This window comes from Sphingomonas sp. dw_22 (genome assembly GCF_018449795.1).
Classification (GTDB): Bacteria; Pseudomonadota; Alphaproteobacteria; order Sphingomonadales; family Sphingomonadaceae; genus Sphingomonas.
Genome location: NZ_JAAVVE010000022.1, coordinates 1 through 17,683, shown reverse-complemented (window position 1 = coordinate 17,683; position 17,683 = coordinate 1). Strand labels below are relative to the sequence as shown.

Sequence of the window (17,683 nt, the reverse complement as noted above, 5' to 3'; positions counted from 1 at the left end):
CCCGAACAGCGGTGCTGGATGAACCGGCTCTGTTGGTCATGAGATCGTCTCGAATACCGCAGTTTCGGCGAGATCGTTGGCCTCTCGGTAGCGCTTCTCCGCGCCCCGTTGCTTCGTCTTGGGACCGAGACCGTAGAGATCCGCCTTCCTGAGCAGCCGCCGGCGTTTCTCCACCATCGACACGTCCTGCCGCTTGAGGTCGATGCGCACGTCGTGCGAGCTGGTCGGAAGTTCAGCGCCATCGTCATCGAGCACGATAAGCGTCGCGCACTTCCGAACCGGGTCGAGCCGGTAGATGAATTCGGCGGCGGGTTCGCCGGACAGGTGCGTAACGCAGCCGGCATAGCAGCGGAGCGCCCCGGGCAGGTTGTTGAGCGTCTCTGCGGTGAACACGAAGCGCCCGCGATCGTCGAGCACGCCCATCTTGGCCTTCACCGCTTTTTCCACTGCGCTGCGCATCCGGTCGGCGTCGGCTAACCCGAACAGATAGTCCTTCGCCTGGGTTGCGAGCTCGCCTTGGCTTCCGAAGAGCACACGGATGTCGCGGCTGATGCCTTGGCTGCTCGATCCATGGCCCGGGTTGAGCATTGAGAGCGCACGATGAACGATCAGGTCTTCTCGACGATGATCCTGTGCTTCCGTGAAATCCTCGTGCGAGATCGTGGAACGTGCGATGTCGAGCGCGCGCCCCAACGAGACGCGCTGCTCGGCCAGCCGATCGAGCAGTCTCGCAGGAAGCTCGTCGATCTGCGGCGGCCTGCCTCTCTCGAGAAGTAGTTCGATGAGCTCGCTGACCTCGTCGCTGATGCGTTCAGCGACGTCAGGTCTCGCGGCCCTGCTCGCGGTGCGCTCGCGACGTGACTGAAACCCGGTGGTGCTGGCATTTCGCCAACTCCGTCTCGATAGCAGGTATTCGGCTAGTTCCTCGTTGTTCCTAAATGCGAAAAAGATGCCGGGTGCCGCCGCGACCGGCTCGATCCCGAGCGTGTGCGAAATGAGATGCCTAAGCTCGGCGTGCTTGAAGTATTTCTGGAATGTTCCGCGCGAGGTGACATACCCATCACGGTAGGGGCTCAATCCGCTGACCGGAACCTGTCCCACTATCATCGTGGATATGGCCAGGACGGTTCGGGTCAGGTTCCAAGCCTCCTTCAGAGCCTCGACCCTCTCCTCAGGGCGCTCGATGACGTTCAGGACGAAGCCTAAGTTCACCACGTCGGCGGCCGTCTTCACCGCATCGGGCGCGAAGTGCGGGTCCCAGCCGGTTGCTTCAATGCCACCGCCGACAAGCACGCGGAGGTCGTCGCCCTGACCGCATCCGTAGTCGAAAATCGACACTCCAGCGCGAAGCAGTCCATGCCGCACGAGAAGCGATACGGGCTGCGACAGCGAATGCCGCACCATAGCGGTACGATGTCGCGCGACCGAGATTGGCACGTCAATGGTCACTGTCGGACCCTGCCAAATTCGTCGATTGACAGTTCCTCCAATCGCCGCCGCCATGCGTCCCGGGTGCCGATCCTATGGGGGTCGGAGAAAGCCCCGGCTTTCACCAGTCGAACCGTCGTCTCAGCCCAATCCGCGCGGAGTGGATGATCTTCGCCGACGAGCAGCTCCTTGCGGTGGAGGATCGGCGGATTAGAGCGCGCTGAATAGTCACGCGCGACGACGTGCCCGTCATCACGCACTAGCGCCGAGGCGTGAAGTGATGGGAACGGATCCTCGTCGAAATCAGCGTAATCGAGGAGCGAGATCTCTTCGCGAGCGACCCGCACCACGTTCCATGTGGCACCGGTCGCGCTTGCGGCTGCCTCTACGCGCGCTTGCTCGGTGGCGGGCAGGTCCTGCAGCGCGGACCTGTGCAGATAGGTCGCGCCTCGGATCCGCTTTCCCGCCATCACGGTCAGCCCTTGGAGATCGCCTGCGCGATCTGCGTGGCGTCGACGGGACTTAGGTAAGGCGCCTGCGCGTAAATCATCCCGCCTGGCTGATTCGCAAGCTTGGCGATCATATGACCGTGACCGAGAAGACCCTCGGCGCCAGGTTCATCGAGGATGATCTGCGAATTGAGCCGGTTAGAGACCTTGAGCGCGATCTTGTTGCCCATATTGGCTTTAATCAGCCCGGGGAGCGCGTCCTTGTCAGGGCGCTGTGTGATCAGGAAGAGGTGGATGCCGGCAGCCCGCGCCTTGCCGCTCAATCGCACCACGTAATCAGATACGGCGTCCCGGTATTGGTTGTCGGACTTGTCCGCCATCCAGTCGGCTAGCTCGTCATGGAAGAAGTAGATGCGCGGCAGCTTCTTCTGCTCGTCGACAGTCTCGTTATAGGCGTCAATGTTGGGCAGCTTAGTCGGGCCGAGGATTTCGGCGTAGCGCCGCTCCATTTCGTCCACGAGGTCTCTGAGCGCAACAACCGCGTCATCGGGTGTTGTGATGATCGGGCCGTCGAGATGCGGAACCTGCTCGACCCAGCCGTAATCGATGCCTGCCTTCGGATCGACCAGACGGACGCGCGCCGCGGTCGGCGAGTTGGTAGCGCAGATATCGAGGAGGAGATTGGCGGTGAAGATGCCCTTGCCGCCTCCGGTCTCGCCCGCGATCAACGTGTGCGGGCCGTGCTGGGGCTGTCCTGCAAAAGCCTCGCCAAGGTTGAGATAGAGGATCTCGCCGGTATCCTCGCGCTCGCCGAGCACGAAGCTGGTATTACGATACGGGGCCGTCGGCGGAAGCTGCCGTCGTTTCCACAGGTCAAGGGTGGGCAGGATCACGCGCCCGTCGCGCGCGACCATCACCACGACTTCGCCCTTGGCGGGCCTGACGGCCACAATATCGAGACCGTGCGAGGTCAAAAGGGTCGATCGGCGCTTCTGCACGAGTTCGGTGGTCATCTCGTCGTTGCCGCGGAAGCGGATCAGCGCCGAGTTGGGCGTCAACCTTGACCCGACCGTCTCGCAGGTCATGCCGTAGCCCTTAAGGGCGCCGCGCAGCTGCTTCTCTGTCGAAGCAAGCCATTCCTGGCCGGCGACCTCGGCCACGGGAATACCCCGTCCGGCGACGATTTCGGCCACACCTGGGCGGAAGCCGTTGACTTGATTGGCGGAAGAGGAACTAGGTGTGTCGGCCTCAGTCTCCGCTACCACCGGGACCTGAGCAGCAAGATCGACGACGTCCTCGTCGGGCTTTACACTGTCCGCCGTCCCTTGATCAGTTGTTTTTTCGCTACCTCCAGCGTCCTCAGTACCCGGCGCCCCCGTCTCTTCAACGACGTCACCACTATGCTGACCCTCGGTCGCGGCTTGAGCTGCCGGCAGGGACTTGGATGGCTGTCCCGCGCGCACATCCTCGAGCAGCGTGGCGATCCCCGGCCGTGAATGGAATATCTGGCGGAAGCCCTCGTCGACGATGGGGTTCGGGGGAGCATCGTCGTCGTCATGGACGTAGATCAGCGAGATACCCTCGACGTCGATCTTCGCCGTTCCAGACCGGATGTCCTCGACCCAGCGCAAGAGATCGTCCTCATTGTCACGTTCGTCGAATGAACCGTGCTCAACAAGCAGGTCGGCGAGTTGCGCAGCGTGGACGGGCGCGTTGAGCTTGTCGTTTGACTTGTATCGCTTGGTGATCCGGTCGACCGACGTTTCGGTCTGCAGGCGCGACTTCGACCTCGCATCGGGGCGGGCGGCCACCTCCACATATTTCGATTCGACCACCGTCATCGTCACAGTCGTCGCGCCGCCGTCGTCGCGCGCGCTCACCAGCAGCAAATCCGCCACGGGATCACCAGCGGCGTGGCCAAGCCGGGCCTTGAAGTCGTCCAAGAAGAACCAAGCGAGCTGAGCGGTGCCCAGCGGCAGCGATGACTGGACGAGTTGCTCGCTGAGACTGAGGCCGATGAGCTCGAGTGCCGCCTGGTCGCGGTTCGCCGCCCGCAGCACGATCTGGCCGGACAGGTCAGCTGACCTGTCGATCAGCTTGCGGGCCAGCTTCGCCTCGTCGGCCGGAACCGCCATCGTGATGTCGGACACCATGTCGGCGATGCGCATCGTCAGCGAGCGGCGGTGGGCCTTCGTCGAGACGACGAGGTTGTGCCGTGCCTCGTCGATCGGAACCGAGCGGATAACGCTGATGCCGTTCTGCCTGAACAGTCGCCGATCCGCGATGCCGTCGAAGGTGACGACCCAGTCGGCGATGTCGTGGGCGCGTCGGATAATCTCGGCGTTTTCCTCGTTGTCGAAAGAGATCTCCCGAAGCGGCTCCCAATGGTCGCGGAGGGTCGGATCCTCGACCTCGGTCTTCAGCGCCTCCATTGCGAGATCAAGGTAGCGTTGCAGCGCCAACGGTCGGGTCGGCGATACGAGGAGGATGCGCGTCCGGTTCTCGCCAGCCCGCTGGACCATACGTCGCGACGGCGCCGCCCGAGTCGATTGGTCGAAGTCCGGCCATCCGCCCGAAGGGGCGGTGGCTGGGCGCCACCTGTTCATCGCGTTCCGCGCGAACACGTCCTGGAGGAAGGCAACGTCGAGCGGCTTGTTGTCGCTGTCCGACGTCGCAAGCTTCTCGACGTCACCGATACCGACGCGGAGGTTGGAGAGGAATTCCTTGGTTAGGTCCGCGCCACCGCTCGATTCGAGTTCGCGACCGATGGCGACGTTCTGCTCGGCATAGACCTGGCGCAGGCGCCGGCGGTCGTCGCTGGCTATGACGAGATCGCAACGGAGCCGGGCGTCCTCGTCGACGCGGCGTGCAAGCCGCTCGGCGACCGCTGACGGCAGGTCACGGCTGTCGGAGTTGTAGAGGACAACCGAGAAGTTGGCGACATTGTGGGGATGGAGGTCGAGATGCTCAGCCAGCACCTTCATCAGGTTGTCGGCGGCCTGGCGGGTATAGGCGCCCTGCTCGTCGCCGGACGAACCGCGATCCGCGATTGGCTCGGCGTAGGAATAGTCGTCGAGTTCGCTGTTCTCGACCATCGCAACGACTTTGCGGTCGGCAGTCGAGCCGATGGCATAGTCGGTGAACCAGCTGCGCTGCAGGTCGTCCACCGCGCGGAGCATGAATGGCCGCAATTGCGCATCGTCGGCCGAGGTGCCCATCGTGACGAGCGTATCGCGCGCCATGCGTGCCCGCAGGCCGATCTCGGCCATGCGCAGCGGGAAGAACGGAGTGACAATGATCCCCGGCACGTTACGAGACATGGCAGTGCCGATGCGCATGATGGGCAGCCATAGCCCGCGCCGTGCGACATCGCCGCGAGCGTGTTGCCGCAACGCAGCCAACAGTTCTCCGAATAGTCGTCCCTGCTCAAGCACGGCGTCGTCAGTCGAGCCCTTGCCAGTCAGGAACGCGTCCACCGCCCCACGGTAGCTGGTGCGGAACGCCTCGAAAGCTTGAAGGATCGCGTCGCGACCCACATCTTTCACGATGTTGCGGTCCGCCAGGCGCCCGAGTTCAGCTAGGAAGCCGCTGCCCTCGTCCAGCTGCGGCACGTTGGGGTCGAAGAGCTGACCGTCCTCGTTGTCGTGGATGTCGTCGATGGACCGGCGGTCGGAAAGGCGAAGCGAGCGGGTCCCGGACGTGCTGTCCTTCGCAGTCCGCGAGAACACTCCCGAAAGCAGCATGGCCGATCCCTCACCCTGCGGCGCGATGGCGTGCAGGTGATCGGAGAAGTTCAGGCCGATGCCTCTAGGAACCGGTGACCACACCATCTGCGTCTTCACCGCGTGGCTCAACTTGGCGGGATCCACCGCGCCTTCGGCGTCGAACGCCGTCGTATCGACTAGGAACGCCTCGAACTTGAAGTCGGCCTCGCTGCCTTGGTGGCCGCTCTTGACGTCAATCTCGTCGGCCCAGTCCCGCGACCAGCAGATGCCGCAATCAATGCGGACGAACGCTGGCAGGAGCGCGGCGAGGCCGCGGTGCCGGTCACGTAGCGTTAGGCATGCCTCGAGCAGGTGCCGACGCCAGAAATCGAGTTCATTGGCCTTCGACAGCTGAATTAGGACGACCTTGCCCTCCATGTCGTCGTTGGAGGCCGTTATCAGGTCGAAGGCGGCGTGCACGATTCCCGAAAGCAAGTCGGAGTGGTTTCGCACTTCTCGGAAGACGAACTGCTCCCACCGGCGGAGCAGCTTGCGGTCCTTCTCGATCCGGGCGCGGTGACGGCCGAAGAGCTCGGCTTCGGCTGCGTCGGCACCGCGGCTCTCCTCCAGCCTGTCCAGCACGTCGCGATCGACATTATTGAGCGTCCCAGCGCTTTCCTTGTCGAGATATGCGATGGTCGCCGCACCGAGTGGCGCCTCGCGCACCGATTTCCGCGCCTTCACGACCTTCTGGATTAACGGCCAGCGCATCTTCACGAAGTCCTGCTGGCTCGCCCGCCATTCGCCAGGTTCAATGTCGGCGTCGTCGAGCAGCGCCAGCCAGGTCGCTAGGTCGTCGTCGTCGAGTTCACTTTCGTTATAAAGGGTCTGGACGCGGCCCTTAATCATCTCGCGGTCGAGCGGTCGCCCCTGGTCGTCGCGTAGGTAGGCGACATCGGACACGCGATTGTAGAGGTCCGTCAGCTGCGTCGCCCAGGACTCGGGTGAAGTGATCCGCCCTCGGTCGGCGGGCGGTGGGAAGTTGGCCGCCTCCGGCGGGATGCGGAAAACCGCTAGCGCGTGGTTCAGCGCCTTGTGCACGGCCTGCTTCCCAATACCGTCGTCGAGATCACTCATAAAGCGCGCGAACAGGGGCATGTTGGTCGGAATGTCGGTCCGCAGCAGGCCCGCGATAGCGTTGCGGACATAGGAGGCGTGGCGGGGCGTCAGCTCACCGAAATGCTTGGTTGCGGCAAACCAGGCGTCGATGTCCGCCTTGAGGTGATCGGGCGACAGGCGGTGGATCGTCGCCGCAGTCTCGCCGAGCCTGTTCAGCGCGTCAGTGGTCACCGCCGAGACAATTGCGCGGTCCGATTCCTCGCGCGCGACGTTGCGCCAATGGGTAAGTGGTTCGCTCGACAGCCATTCGGCTGGGACCGGTCCAGCGTTCACATCCGGATGGACCGCAATGCGCGCGGCCGGCTCCGCGGCGTGAATCTCTTCGAGGATGCGGCGAGTCTGGTGGCCATCGAAGTCGAACACCGCGAAGAGCGCGGGTTCATCGAGGCTGGCGTCAAGCGCCCGCCGAAGGCGTCGTACAGCCACTGCCGACACGAGCTGGCTGATGTCGCTGTCGACCACCGGATTTCCTTGCCCCGAAACTAGCCCTCCGGCGCCGGGAACAGGCGTAACATCTACGGATACATCGTCGGTGATGATCTGGGTGCTCATGGCGTCGCGTCAGTAATAGGGATTGCGCACGAAGGCGCAGTCGTCGGACAGGCGCTCGACGAAGCCGAGCATGCGGAGACGTTCTTCGTAGATGCGCTGGTTAGACCGCAGCTGTTCGAACGGGGCATCATCGCCCAGGACGCGCTGACCGACCAGAGGACCGACCACGAAGGAATAGCGGGACCAGAGGCGTTCGAGATGCTGCTCCAGTTCCACCGGGGCGGTTACGTTGGCAAGGACGATGGCCTCGAGAAAGCCGTTAGACGCGGCATACCAGCGTCCTTGGCCCGCTCTCGTGACGCCCAGTCCGATGCGGTCCGTCTGTGTCGCCAGCATCAGGCCGAGGTGGTTGGCGTGTTTGGCGAGCGCCTCGACGCGCATCTCCTCGATCATCGCATCCGCATCCGTCGTTTTCGGACCGACCTCGTGCGAGAAGACCTCCTTCAGCATCTTCTTGCGCATTGCTACCGGATCGCCGGCATCGGCGGCGGCCTTCCATTCATCGCTCTCTGCGAACTGATCGATGACCTTCGAGATGGCCAGGCGCGACATCTCGCGGTGGAGTTGGAAGCGCTCGCGCGACACGCGCCGCAGTCCGGCGGCGCTTTCCGTTGCCATGTCGAGAGGGATTGGTTGCTCCAGTTTGCGCCCGAGCACCTCCGCCGACCGTTCTATGAGGTAGCGGACAATGTGCAGTCCGGTGAGACGCATGAGCGGTTCGGCGAGTTGGTCGTCGGGCAGCTGCTCAAGCGACAGTAGCGCGATCCAGTCCTCCGCCATGCGGTCGTATGTCGGATGGCTTGGCAGCGGCAGGTAGCCGATCTTGTATTGCACCGGATCGGGATCGTGCGCGCTCGGTGGTTGGAGCAGGCGTGCGACCTTATTCCACCGGCTGCCGGCGGTCAGGAGCCGCTTGCGGACGAGTTCCTCCACCTTCGCAGCCTGCTTGCTGCGGTTGAGCATAAGAAATACGAGTTCGCCGCCGCGCGCGAAGAATTTGCGGTCGTTGTTGACCTTGTCGCCCGCCTTTAGGCCGTAGTCGGCCATCAGCATGTCAACGCCGCCCGGCACCAGGTGTCGCGAGGTTGGGCGACGGTCGCGTTCGGGTTCGACGACGGCGGCCCGCAGCAGATCCACGGCATCGTGGAAGGAGGAGAAGCGTTCGAAACGCTCACGCAGATGCGCTATATCCTTGGGGTTGCGGCCATCGAGCCATTTTTCCCACTTCGCGTCTTCCGAGAGCTCGTCACCGCTGCGAGCGATTGCGTCCAGCGCGTGATCCTGGAACAGAACCTGACGCAGGTGGCGACGCGTCGGCACCTGATACACGAACTCCTCGTGCGCGCCGTCGTTGCCCGCGAAGATCCTCTCGACGTTCTTATCGGCCGCGCGCGCCGACATGATCGCCAGCGCCTCGAGCAACAGCAGCCAGCTGGTCTGGTCGTTGATGAGCCGGTGCCCCCAGATCATCTGCTCGACGTTGACCTTCCACGAATCCGGCTGCGCCGTCTCGGGAACGTCGAAGGCCCCGTCGACCTTGAAACGTTTGGCCCGGCTCATGCGGCACCCAAGGGCAGAGCAGTTACCGCCAGCTTCCCGCTTTGGGGCAGGCGGACCAAGGTTACCTCGTGCGGATCCTGCGGCACTAGCCCAGCGGCAGCGAGTTTGGCGACAGAGCGCAGCCGGAACTGGCGGAGCTCCTCAAGGCACTGCCGCGAGAAGCTGGACGGCAGGCTGCCGTCCTTGATCCGTGTCAGGTATTCGAAGAGTAGCGGGGTGAGATCGATCGAGTTCACCACTTCGTCGTCGCTTGACAGCGTGAGCCGAGGTCGTCCGTTGAGACCCTTCGCGTCGAAGTCGACGCTAAGCCGTTCCATCGCGGACTTACCGAGACGGATCGGTGCGGCTGTGTCCAATACACGTCCCTGACGGCTCTGGGTGTTGCCGGCTGGTCCGGTGAGCCAGAGCTTGTCGTCATCGTCCGTCATGAGACCGGTGTAGACGCGGTTGAGGCCTACAATGAGGTGGCGTTTCGCTTTCGTTGCGTCCGATCCATCTCCGAGGTTCGCGGCGAACCGCAGATAGTCGCCCCCCCCAGTGAAGATGGTGAGCAGCCATGGATCGAGCCGCCCCTTCTCCTCGGGGAGGGTGAAAAACAGTCGCCTGCGCTGGTCGGCGAGGGCATCGTGCAGCGCAGGCATGTCAACGTCGGTCGGCGTCGCGCGGTACTGTGCGCGAGCCTTTGCCAACAGCGGATCGCCAAACTGCTCATCCGCTGCCATGAACTTCTCGAACGCGTCGACCGGCTCCCGCTCCAGCATCAACTCGTCGAAGGCGTTGAGCGTCTCGCGCCCGAGCCCGAAGCTGTCGAAGACGGTGAAGGCGCGGAACTGCCGCCGCTCGGTCGGTTCAAAGTTAAGGCCCGATACATTGCGGTAGGGGTTTACTCGGGCTGCCGCGTCGTCCTTCTGTGCGATGACGTGCGCATCGATGCACCTGATGAGGCCGCCACTCTTGCCGTCGCCGAGCAGGATGTTCGAGCAGAGGAGGAGCAACTGGCGGACGGGAAGATGGGTGCCGTTAAGCGCGGCGATGCGAATCAGCTGCGAGAGCCTCAGCCGCAAAGATGGGTCGTCCGCGTTCGCCAGGATCGCGAGGTTCCGGCGGATTGGGCACGTTCCCGCGATCAGCAGGGTGCATCCGTCGCAGCGGTTCCAGTCTGGATGGTCGACGATCGCGTCGACCACCTCACCAAACAATGCGTCGTGCGGCTGGCGGCTCAGGTTGTATAGCTTGAGCGACAGGGTGGCCGAGTCCTCTCTTTCCCCGACGAGCATCTTGCGGATCGTCTCGTCGATGGAGGCACCGTTTGGGTGTCGGTCGGCGAACTGACGGACGAAAGCAACGAGCTGTCCGTCGTTGGATGCGATGACGAGCGGGATTGCGTCTTCGGCGCCGGTCAAGGACGCGGCGAATGCGTCGTAGACCTCCGCCTTCTCGTCGTCGGTCAGTTCCGCGAGATCCTTCACGACCCTGACCGGTCCAGCCCCCGGCACCTCGACGTCCAGCACTTTCGCGGTCGCCCAGCCGGTCATATCCACGCCGGCTTCCTCGAGCGCGCGACGGCAGGTGTATGTCTTTCCGTCGCCGGCGGTGCCAGTCAGCACCACGCTGGGCCGGTCTGGTGACGCCCACGCCTTTTCCAGCGCATCTTTCTTGGCCGCCGTGACGTGCAGTGGCTGCACGTTCTTCCGCTTGGCGGTGCTCTGCACATGTTCGTCGAACTGGGCGTTCGACGACGGCAGCGGGCCATAGGATCGCAGGAAGTCGACGAGGGGGTTCTGCTTCAACTCAGGCATTACAGGTGGCAAACGGCGCAGCCGTCCTCTGACTTCGCCGACACAACGCGCCGCGGCATCCGCTCGACATCATCCAGCGACCGGCCGTCCACCCAGGTGTATTTCCGGCCGCGTTTCATCGTCTCGTAAGCCTTCGACTTCTCATATAGCTCGGGATGCCGCTCCTTCAGGCCCTGCCACTCGCCGATCTGCTGGTAAAAGCAGAAATAGCAGCCGGAGCGGCTACGCCACTCGTAATAATCGGGCAGGCCTAACCCGGCGCTGTCCAGGATGCGGCCGACCTCGGCGAGATCGATCCCGTCATCTCGATAGGGATAGACGGGCGTGATGTTGGGGCGCTCAGAAATGACGACTGGCTTCGCGCCAGCGGTGCCGCTGCCGAGATAGCCGGAGCGGTTCTCGTCCGCCCGGATGCCGATGTATGAATAGGCCCGATCGGTCCCGACGAACCGCTCGAATGGCGCGATCTTCATGATGCGCGTGCACCAGCGCGCGCGCGGACTTGGAAGGAAACCGGCGAAGTGCTCGTAGAGCGCGATGTCGAACGCGGTCCGTCCTGGCTTCTCGGCGACGTCGAACAGATCGAGCGCCGACACGCGGTTGATCTCGATCTCCAGCACGTTCTCAAGTCGATCAAGGTAATCGTATGTCTCTGGCAGCTCGACACCCGTATCGGAGAACACGTATTCGAAGCGGACCTCGGGATTGCGCTGGCGCAGGTAGACCGCGAGCGCCGACGAGTCTTTGCCGCCTGACACCGGCACGATGTGCCGGGCCTGCTTATCGGCTAATGCGTCGTCGATGTGTGCGACCGCTACAGTCATCCGCGTCCCCCGTTCTTCCTGATACCCGGACCAGAATGTGCAGGCAGATCATCAATTTGTGCAAGCAGGTTGGCGAGGTCGGCAAGCCGTGCCTCGATGATCGGCCTCAGTTCGGACCGCGGTCTGGTCGTGTCGATGGCGGCCGTCTCGAGTCGCTCCCGCACTTCGCGCAGCGCGGCGCGGAACTGCAGCGCCGTGCGGTCGTCCCACTTGTCCAAACCACGTTGTAGCAGGATGGAACTCATCGCGCCGGCGAAGGATTTCGGGGAGAAGCGCTCGTTCGCCGTCTCAACTGCCTTGCGCAAAACGGCCTTGTCGCTGATGCGAAGGTCTCCGCGCTGATCCATCTCGCGATGGTCGAAGCAGGCGGCCCAGCCCCTGACAGCGGACAGCAGGTCACGGTCGCTACCGTCGACGCGGAACGCTTCGGTCAACACCGCCATCGCCTCGGTGGCATACTGTTCCGACAGCCCGTCGACGCTCTTTCGGGCAAGTTCGATCATCGGAATGATCGATGTATCAGCCTTGTCGGAGCCGAAAGCTGCCGGGATGCGGGTAAAGAGTAGATCGACCGGATCCCCACCGGCGTCAATTGCCCTCAGCAGCGCCTTGGCGGGCGCGTCCAGCTTCTGAGTGCGCCGGGAACCCTCGGGCACACCCGCGCGCCATTGAGCGACGGCGTCATGCGCCGCTCGGATCAGTTCATCCTCAGCGCCGGGCTGCTCGTGGGTGAATGCATAGGACAGCTCGCGCAAGTAGTTTATCGTCTTTAAGTCGGCTGCCTGGACTCTGACCGTGACAGCGTCAGGGTTCATGATGAGCTGGTCGAACTGGAATCCCAGCACGTCGGGAAGATAGATTCCATCGACGTAGAGCGCGACGGTGCGGGCGAACGCGCGGTAGCCCGCCGCAATGAGCAGCGGCATGACCGCGCGGGGCACACCATGCGGTGTGCCCGCCAACCTGTAGATGAGTGCGGAAAGTGGTTTGCCGCGCGCGTCGGTCGGGTCGCGAAGGAACAAGGCTATCTCGGTCCATGCCTGTGCTAGGCCTTCGTCGCCGATCTCGTCCAGATGGGCAAACCCCCAGCCGTTGCCGTCGAACCGGTGCAGACCCGTGCGCTCGAGGACGGTGCGATAGATCGATGCCTCCGCCCCCTTGTCGTCGGCCGAATAGCCGAGCCCCTTACGTTCGGCGTGCTCAAGCACCGCGCCGACCACCCGAACGCGCGCCGTCTGCATGGTGCGCGACGCGACGTCCCGCATGAGCTGCTCGTTGGCGATGCGCGGGGTCAGGCGATACCAGCGGTCGAGCAGGGTCGATGCAGCCATCGATCCCGGGCGGTCGCCAGACACGTCGAGCCGGTCGCCTTCCGCCCACCATGTTGCGGCTGAGGCGCGCGGATCGAGGAGCGAACGCAACAGGGTCGCCAGGTGCTCGAAAGCCACTGACTGAAGTTCGTCCAACTCGGTGGTGACCATCGGGTCGCTGGCGATAAACTCGCGGTCCCCGCGCAGCGCCTCGAGCGCCATGATCTCGACCGCCGCGCTCTCCACGTCGACGGGGAGCGAGGGGATGACGAGAATGCGGCCCGCCTCGGTATCCGCCGCCGCGGCCGACGTCGCCGCCTCGATGTCGGATGCACTGCGGGCAAGCACATATTCGATACGGCAGGCATCACCGGGCCGTTCCGAAGCCCCGATCGACCTCAGCTCCACATATGCCCCTTCGAAGAAGCGGTTGACACCGCGACGGGCATTATGACCGGGCGCGCGCAGACTAGGCGCGGGGAAGCGGTCGTCGAGGAACTGCTTCAGGTTGAATCCGTATGCCTGCTTCTCCCGTTCCTCACGGACCCTAATGGCAACATCTATATCCGCGCCGTGCCAGACGGCGACGTCATCGTTGTGGCGCCGCCAAAGGAGCAGCTTCGCGTCGATGAGCGCGTCGACAGCGCCGGCGATCGCCGCCCGCTTGATGCTGGGCCGTGACACGGCCAGTTCGAGGACGTCGCGTGGCAGTCGTCGCCGTTCGCCGCTCGCGCCCAGCTGGAGCAGGCAGGCTGCGGCGAGCACTTCCCGCTGAAGCTCGTCAGACGCGCGAGAGCGCGCGCTCTCGGTCTCCACCCAACGCCGGTATGCGCCACCGATGCCGACGTCTCCGCGCAGCGCGTCGGCGAACGCCGTGTAGATTTGTTCGATGCCTACAGTCGACGACAGGTCGGCCTCGCGCAGGAAGCTGAACAGGCTCCGCTCGTGCTGCCCGACGCGCGCCGCCAGGATTGGAAGCACTTGCAGCGCGCCTGCGGTAAGGGGACGCGCGCCGCCGAGCATTTCGGCGATCGCGGTCTTGTCGGTCATGCCATCGAACCAACGCGCCTCGCGTGCTTGCTCGACCGTATCGGGCGTAATCTTTCCCTTGGGTTGCGTTGGACGCAAGTCGGCGACCACCTGACCGATCAGCCGGTAGATCTCCTGACTGTCCTCGACCATGCGTACGACAGCGAACCGGCCTTCGACTTTGCGCCACTCGCTGCGCGTCGTCTCGTTCAACCTGGATGCGTAGGACAGCAGGTTCTGGTGGAGCAGCAGGGTAAGGCTCATCGTCGGCCCGTTCGCGCGGGCGACGCGCTCGGCCAGCCGCTGCAGCGTGTCCAGCTCGTCTGGTCGGCCGCTGCCGACGATTCCCTCCAGGTGCCGGCCAAACTCATCCCAAATGATCGAGACATGGTCCCATCCACCCGCACGCAGAGCCTTCCCGAAGCCGTCAACCGTCATAGGGGGGGATGCCATGGCGAGCCCATCGGCGATCATTGCGAGTGGATCCGGAACATGGCCCGAGAGGGCGATGACGAGACCGTGACGCTTGGCCTCTAGCCGTTCGCCCATCGTGGCGTGCAGGCTGGCGTCGAGTGCATGGACGGCGGATAGCAATCTGGTCACGACGTCACGGTCCGCCGCCTCGTTGCGCACGGCGAGCGCGGCGACGCCCGCCGCCAGGCTCTTTCCGCTGCCGTATGGCGCGATGACCATCGTCGCAGCGCCAGGCGTAAGCACCGCTGACAGGATGGCCGTCGCGCGCCGCGTCGGTCGGTAGTGTGCGAACCGTTCGGGTTGGCCGAGATCCTCGGCAAGGCTCATCGACCGGAAGAAGTCGTCGCGGATCATGCCGCCGTCCTCTTCGTGCGGCTCGCGACGCGAGCGTAGAGCTCGGCGAGCCATGAGCCGTGATCGCGCGGGGAGACGACCAGGTGGCGTTCGCCGGCGGATGTCTCGACCCCGATCCCATCGGACCATCGTCCCCCTCCTATTTTCCCAATCATCTCCTCGATGGCGTCGAAGCCCATGCACAGTATTCGCCCGGGACCACCCCTGACGGACGTGAGCTCGCGCAGGGACAAGGCCGACTTGTCCAGATCGGCGGCGAGAGCCGAAGCGCTTGCGAGGAATGCCTCCACCGGCACCGCGTGCGGGTTGCGGGTGCGCTCGAACCGGTTGACCGCATCGTGGCGAATGATGAGGCCGAGCTCGCGCAATGGGCAGGCGCCCACGTCGATGGGGTCGACCACATCGACGCCCGGGCGGGCCGCATAGGAGCCAATCAGGCACGCAATCTCGCGCTGCGCTGCGCCAGGAGTGGCGGGTCTGATGGCGTGGCTGCGGGTGAACTGCAAGAATGAATCGGTGCACGCGATCCGGTCGAAGATCCGGTCCGTGTAGTCGTTGAAGAACCACGACCACACCGTGCCTTCACGGCGCGCGAGGGCGAGGTGGAGGAACCACCATGTTCCGGGCAGCTCGAAGTGGGGATCGTGCTGCAGGATCAGCTCGCTGAGGGGACTGGGTTCGATCGCGGAGCGTCCGCCTTCCCGCGGGGTTCCGATTCCGGTCATGTCGAGCCAGTAGCCGAGCGAGTCGACCATCTTGGACCCGAGGCCGAGATCGTCAGCCGTCGCCGCGTTCGCGATGAACCCACCCTTGTCCCGCAGGCGCGAGGCGCCCTTGGGCAACCACCCGTATCTCACCGGGAAAGTGGCGTGACCGCCGTATTGGAAGCGAATCAAACTGCTCATAGGAACGTGCCGCTCGTCTGGCATAGACGGGCCACGGCCGCGACGGCGGCGTCGACCTCGTCGACCGTGTTGAGGGGCGATACGGCGAAGCGGATCGTGGAGAACGCGTCCGCTTCGGTCGTCCCCATCGCGATCAGGACGTGCGACGGCGTCGGCCGCATGCTCGAGCAGGCGGACCCTTGCGAGACCATGATGCCCTCGGCGTCGAGCTGCGCGACGAGTGCCATACCGTCGACGCCAGCAAACGTGACGCTGCTCGTGTTGGGCAGGCGGTCGGCCGCTGCGCCGTTCACCCTGGCGGTGGGGATGTACTCGACGAGCGACCGTTCCAGGCGGTCACGTAACCTTCGCATCCGATCGACGTCCGCCAGCATGGTGGATGCGCGCGCCGAACAGGCGGCGGACAGGCCAGCGATCAACGCGACGGGTTCGGTGCCGGCACGACGTCCTCCCTGCTGATCGCCGCCATGGAGCAACGGGGCGATACGGTCCTCACCCGGTGCGGTGACGATCGCGCCGACGCCCATCGGGGCGTGCAGCTTGTGCCCGGAGATCGACACGACATCGGGTGCACCGCTTCCGACGCGCATGGGGATCTTCCCGAACGCCTGCGCGGCGTCGGAATGGAACAGGACGTCGCTCCGGCCTTTCAGCAAGGCAGCGATTTGGCTGATCGGCTGAATGATACCCGTCTCGCTGTTCGCGGATTGAACGGAGAGGAGGATCGATCCATCAACGTCGCGGAGCACCTGCTCCAAACGGTCCAAATCTAGGATCCCGTTTGCGTCGACCCCGATCAGCCGCACATCGACACCTTGGTGAGAAAGGGCTCTCGCGGCGGACAGCACCGATGGGTGTTCTACCTCCGTCGTTACGAGCGCGGCGCCCATCGTGATCGCCGCGTTGAGGACCGTGTTGTTTGCCTCGGTGCATCCGGACGTGAAGACCACCATCTCTTCCGACGCTCCGTGGATGAGCGAGCTCACTGCGTCGCGCGCGTTCGCCAGGATCGTCCTCGCGACCGCTCCGCCTTCGTGGGTGCTCGATGGATTGGCGGCATCGCGGAGCGCGGCGGTCACCGCCTCAACGACGGCAGCCGTGGCGGCCGTGTTGGCGTTGGCGTCGAGATTTACCGAGATAGCAGGCGCCATCTCTTCGATATTATTGCTCATCTCTGCCTTGAATCCAACGCGCATCGATTACTCCCGCCTCTAGGCGTTATCAGTTTATTGATTCGTGCCGCAACGAAAGTTTGATCCGCTGAGGCTTGCTTCGGAACTCGCGCCGCTCAGGAGAGCGTTCTAGGTATGTTCGCATTATTTCTTTGCGGGGACAATCCTGAAGCCTCGTCCCCGATGTCATACCGTGCTTGACGCGCGCCGGCGCGATCCTCCGCCTCCTCAAGGAGAGACCGAGGCGATCGTCACGTCCTGTGCCTCGACGAGGAATCGACGCGCCCGTGTGCCGTACGGCCAACTTCATCGCGATTTCGCGCAACCCCCGCCAGTCATCCAGCGACCTGGGTGCATCCTGCGCCGCTCGCCCGCAAGGACCACGCCACCACCTTCGACTTCGTCCTGGTGGTGCTGGACCACCGCGGGCGCATGGAGGCCCACGAAGCATGACTATCAATCCGACTAAATTTAGGGGCGGCTGATCGGAATTTGTTCGCGCCGTCGGAGCAGTTGCGTTCCCAATTTTGAAGATGTAGTCTCATGCCGTCCCAGAGTTATTTGGAACTCGAACCGCTTCATAAAATTTTTTTGATGCCATGGATTGTGCCATGAGCAATAATCAAATCAATATTATTGATTAATATCAAATAGTTACTTTAGAATTTCGAGTCCTTCTGAGACTCGAATTGACGTCCTCCCCCGTCCGCGGAACCCCATAGACATCCACTTCTTCTTCCATCTCAGCCGTAACTTAGGCATCGGCCTGTGTTTGGAAATAATACTTCTGATTACTATCAAGAATCTAGCCTCTATTCAGACAGCGGTGGACGCGCTCGGAAGATCGGGCAGAATTTTGCAAAGCCCTCCATGCACCTGAAGCCGTCCGCCTCGCGTCCCAGTATTCGCTGTTCCGGCCTCTGACCATTATTCCCAAAGCGGTC

At 63.6% G+C, this 17,683-nt stretch carries 9 protein-coding genes; all 9 read right to left on the bottom strand.

All coding sequences use genetic code 11. The features are described 5' to 3' along the window. Positions 1-36: 36 nt before the first annotated feature. From HB724_RS11355 to HB724_RS11315, 9 genes are read right to left on the bottom strand one after another with little or no spacing between them, the layout of a single operon-like run. The gene (locus tag HB724_RS11355) at positions 37-1,449 is read right to left on the bottom strand and encodes a DNA phosphorothioation-associated putative methyltransferase (RefSeq protein WP_213981050.1); all 1,413 of its coding nucleotides are present in this window, start codon (positions 1,447-1,449) and stop codon (positions 37-39) included. Continuing rightward, positions 1,446-1,898: a hypothetical protein gene (locus HB724_RS11350; protein ID WP_213981049.1), complete on the bottom strand. Its 453-nt coding sequence runs from the start codon at positions 1,896-1,898 to the stop codon at positions 1,446-1,448. The genes HB724_RS11355 and HB724_RS11350 overlap by 4 nt, the downstream gene beginning before the upstream one ends. A 5-nt stretch (positions 1,899-1,903) precedes the next feature. Further along, entirely contained in the window at positions 1,904-7,312 is a 5,409-nt protein-coding gene (locus HB724_RS11345; RefSeq protein ID WP_213981048.1) for an FtsK/SpoIIIE domain-containing protein, read from the bottom strand. Between the two features lie 9 nt (positions 7,313-7,321). Continuing rightward, entirely contained in the window at positions 7,322-8,872 is a 1,551-nt protein-coding gene (locus HB724_RS11340; RefSeq protein WP_213981047.1) for a hypothetical protein, read from the bottom strand. Then, the gene (locus HB724_RS11335; RefSeq protein WP_213981046.1) at positions 8,869-10,671 is read right to left on the bottom strand and encodes a hypothetical protein; all 1,803 of its coding nucleotides are present in this window, start codon (positions 10,669-10,671) and stop codon (positions 8,869-8,871) included. Before HB724_RS11335 ends, HB724_RS11340 begins: the two co-directional genes overlap by 4 nt. After that, on the bottom strand, positions 10,671-11,495 hold the full coding sequence (locus tag HB724_RS11330; RefSeq protein WP_213981045.1) for a phosphoadenosine phosphosulfate reductase family protein: 825 nt from the start codon (positions 11,493-11,495) through the stop codon (positions 10,671-10,673). Before HB724_RS11330 ends, HB724_RS11335 begins: the two co-directional genes overlap by 1 nt. Next, complete coding sequence (locus tag HB724_RS11325) at positions 11,492-14,662, bottom strand: hypothetical protein (protein ID WP_213981044.1); 3,171 nt, start codon at positions 14,660-14,662, stop codon at positions 11,492-11,494. The genes HB724_RS11330 and HB724_RS11325 overlap by 4 nt, the downstream gene beginning before the upstream one ends. Further along, entirely contained in the window at positions 14,659-15,567 is a 909-nt protein-coding gene (locus HB724_RS11320; protein ID WP_213981043.1) for a DUF4007 family protein, read from the bottom strand. The genes HB724_RS11325 and HB724_RS11320 overlap by 4 nt, the downstream gene beginning before the upstream one ends. After that, entirely contained in the window at positions 15,564-16,763 is a 1,200-nt protein-coding gene (locus HB724_RS11315; protein ID WP_213981042.1) for a cysteine desulfurase family protein, read from the bottom strand. Before HB724_RS11315 ends, HB724_RS11320 begins: the two co-directional genes overlap by 4 nt. Between the last annotated feature and the right edge of the window lie 920 nt (positions 16,764-17,683).

What these genes read in the sequence shown, in the direction of transcription:
- HB724_RS11320 (WP_213981043.1), bottom strand. Translation starts at nt 15,567, where the DNA reads ATGAGCAGTTTGATTCGCTTCCAATACGGCGGTCACGCCACTTTCCCG.
- HB724_RS11350 (WP_213981049.1), bottom strand. Translation starts at nt 1,898, where the DNA reads ATGGCGGGAAAGCGGATCCGAGGCGCGACCTATCTGCACAGGTCCGCG.
- HB724_RS11345 (WP_213981048.1), bottom strand. Translation starts at nt 7,312, where the DNA reads ATGAGCACCCAGATCATCACCGACGATGTATCCGTAGATGTTACGCCT.
- HB724_RS11335 (WP_213981046.1), bottom strand. Translation starts at nt 10,671, where the DNA reads ATGCCTGAGTTGAAGCAGAACCCCCTCGTCGACTTCCTGCGATCCTAT.
- HB724_RS11315 (WP_213981042.1), bottom strand. Translation starts at nt 16,763, where the DNA reads ATGCGCGTTGGATTCAAGGCAGAGATGAGCAATAATATCGAAGAGATG.
- HB724_RS11340 (WP_213981047.1), bottom strand. Translation starts at nt 8,872, where the DNA reads ATGAGCCGGGCCAAACGTTTCAAGGTCGACGGGGCCTTCGACGTTCCC.
- HB724_RS11325 (WP_213981044.1), bottom strand. Translation starts at nt 14,662, where the DNA reads ATGATCCGCGACGACTTCTTCCGGTCGATGAGCCTTGCCGAGGATCTC.
- HB724_RS11330 (WP_213981045.1), bottom strand. Translation starts at nt 11,495, where the DNA reads ATGACTGTAGCGGTCGCACACATCGACGACGCATTAGCCGATAAGCAG.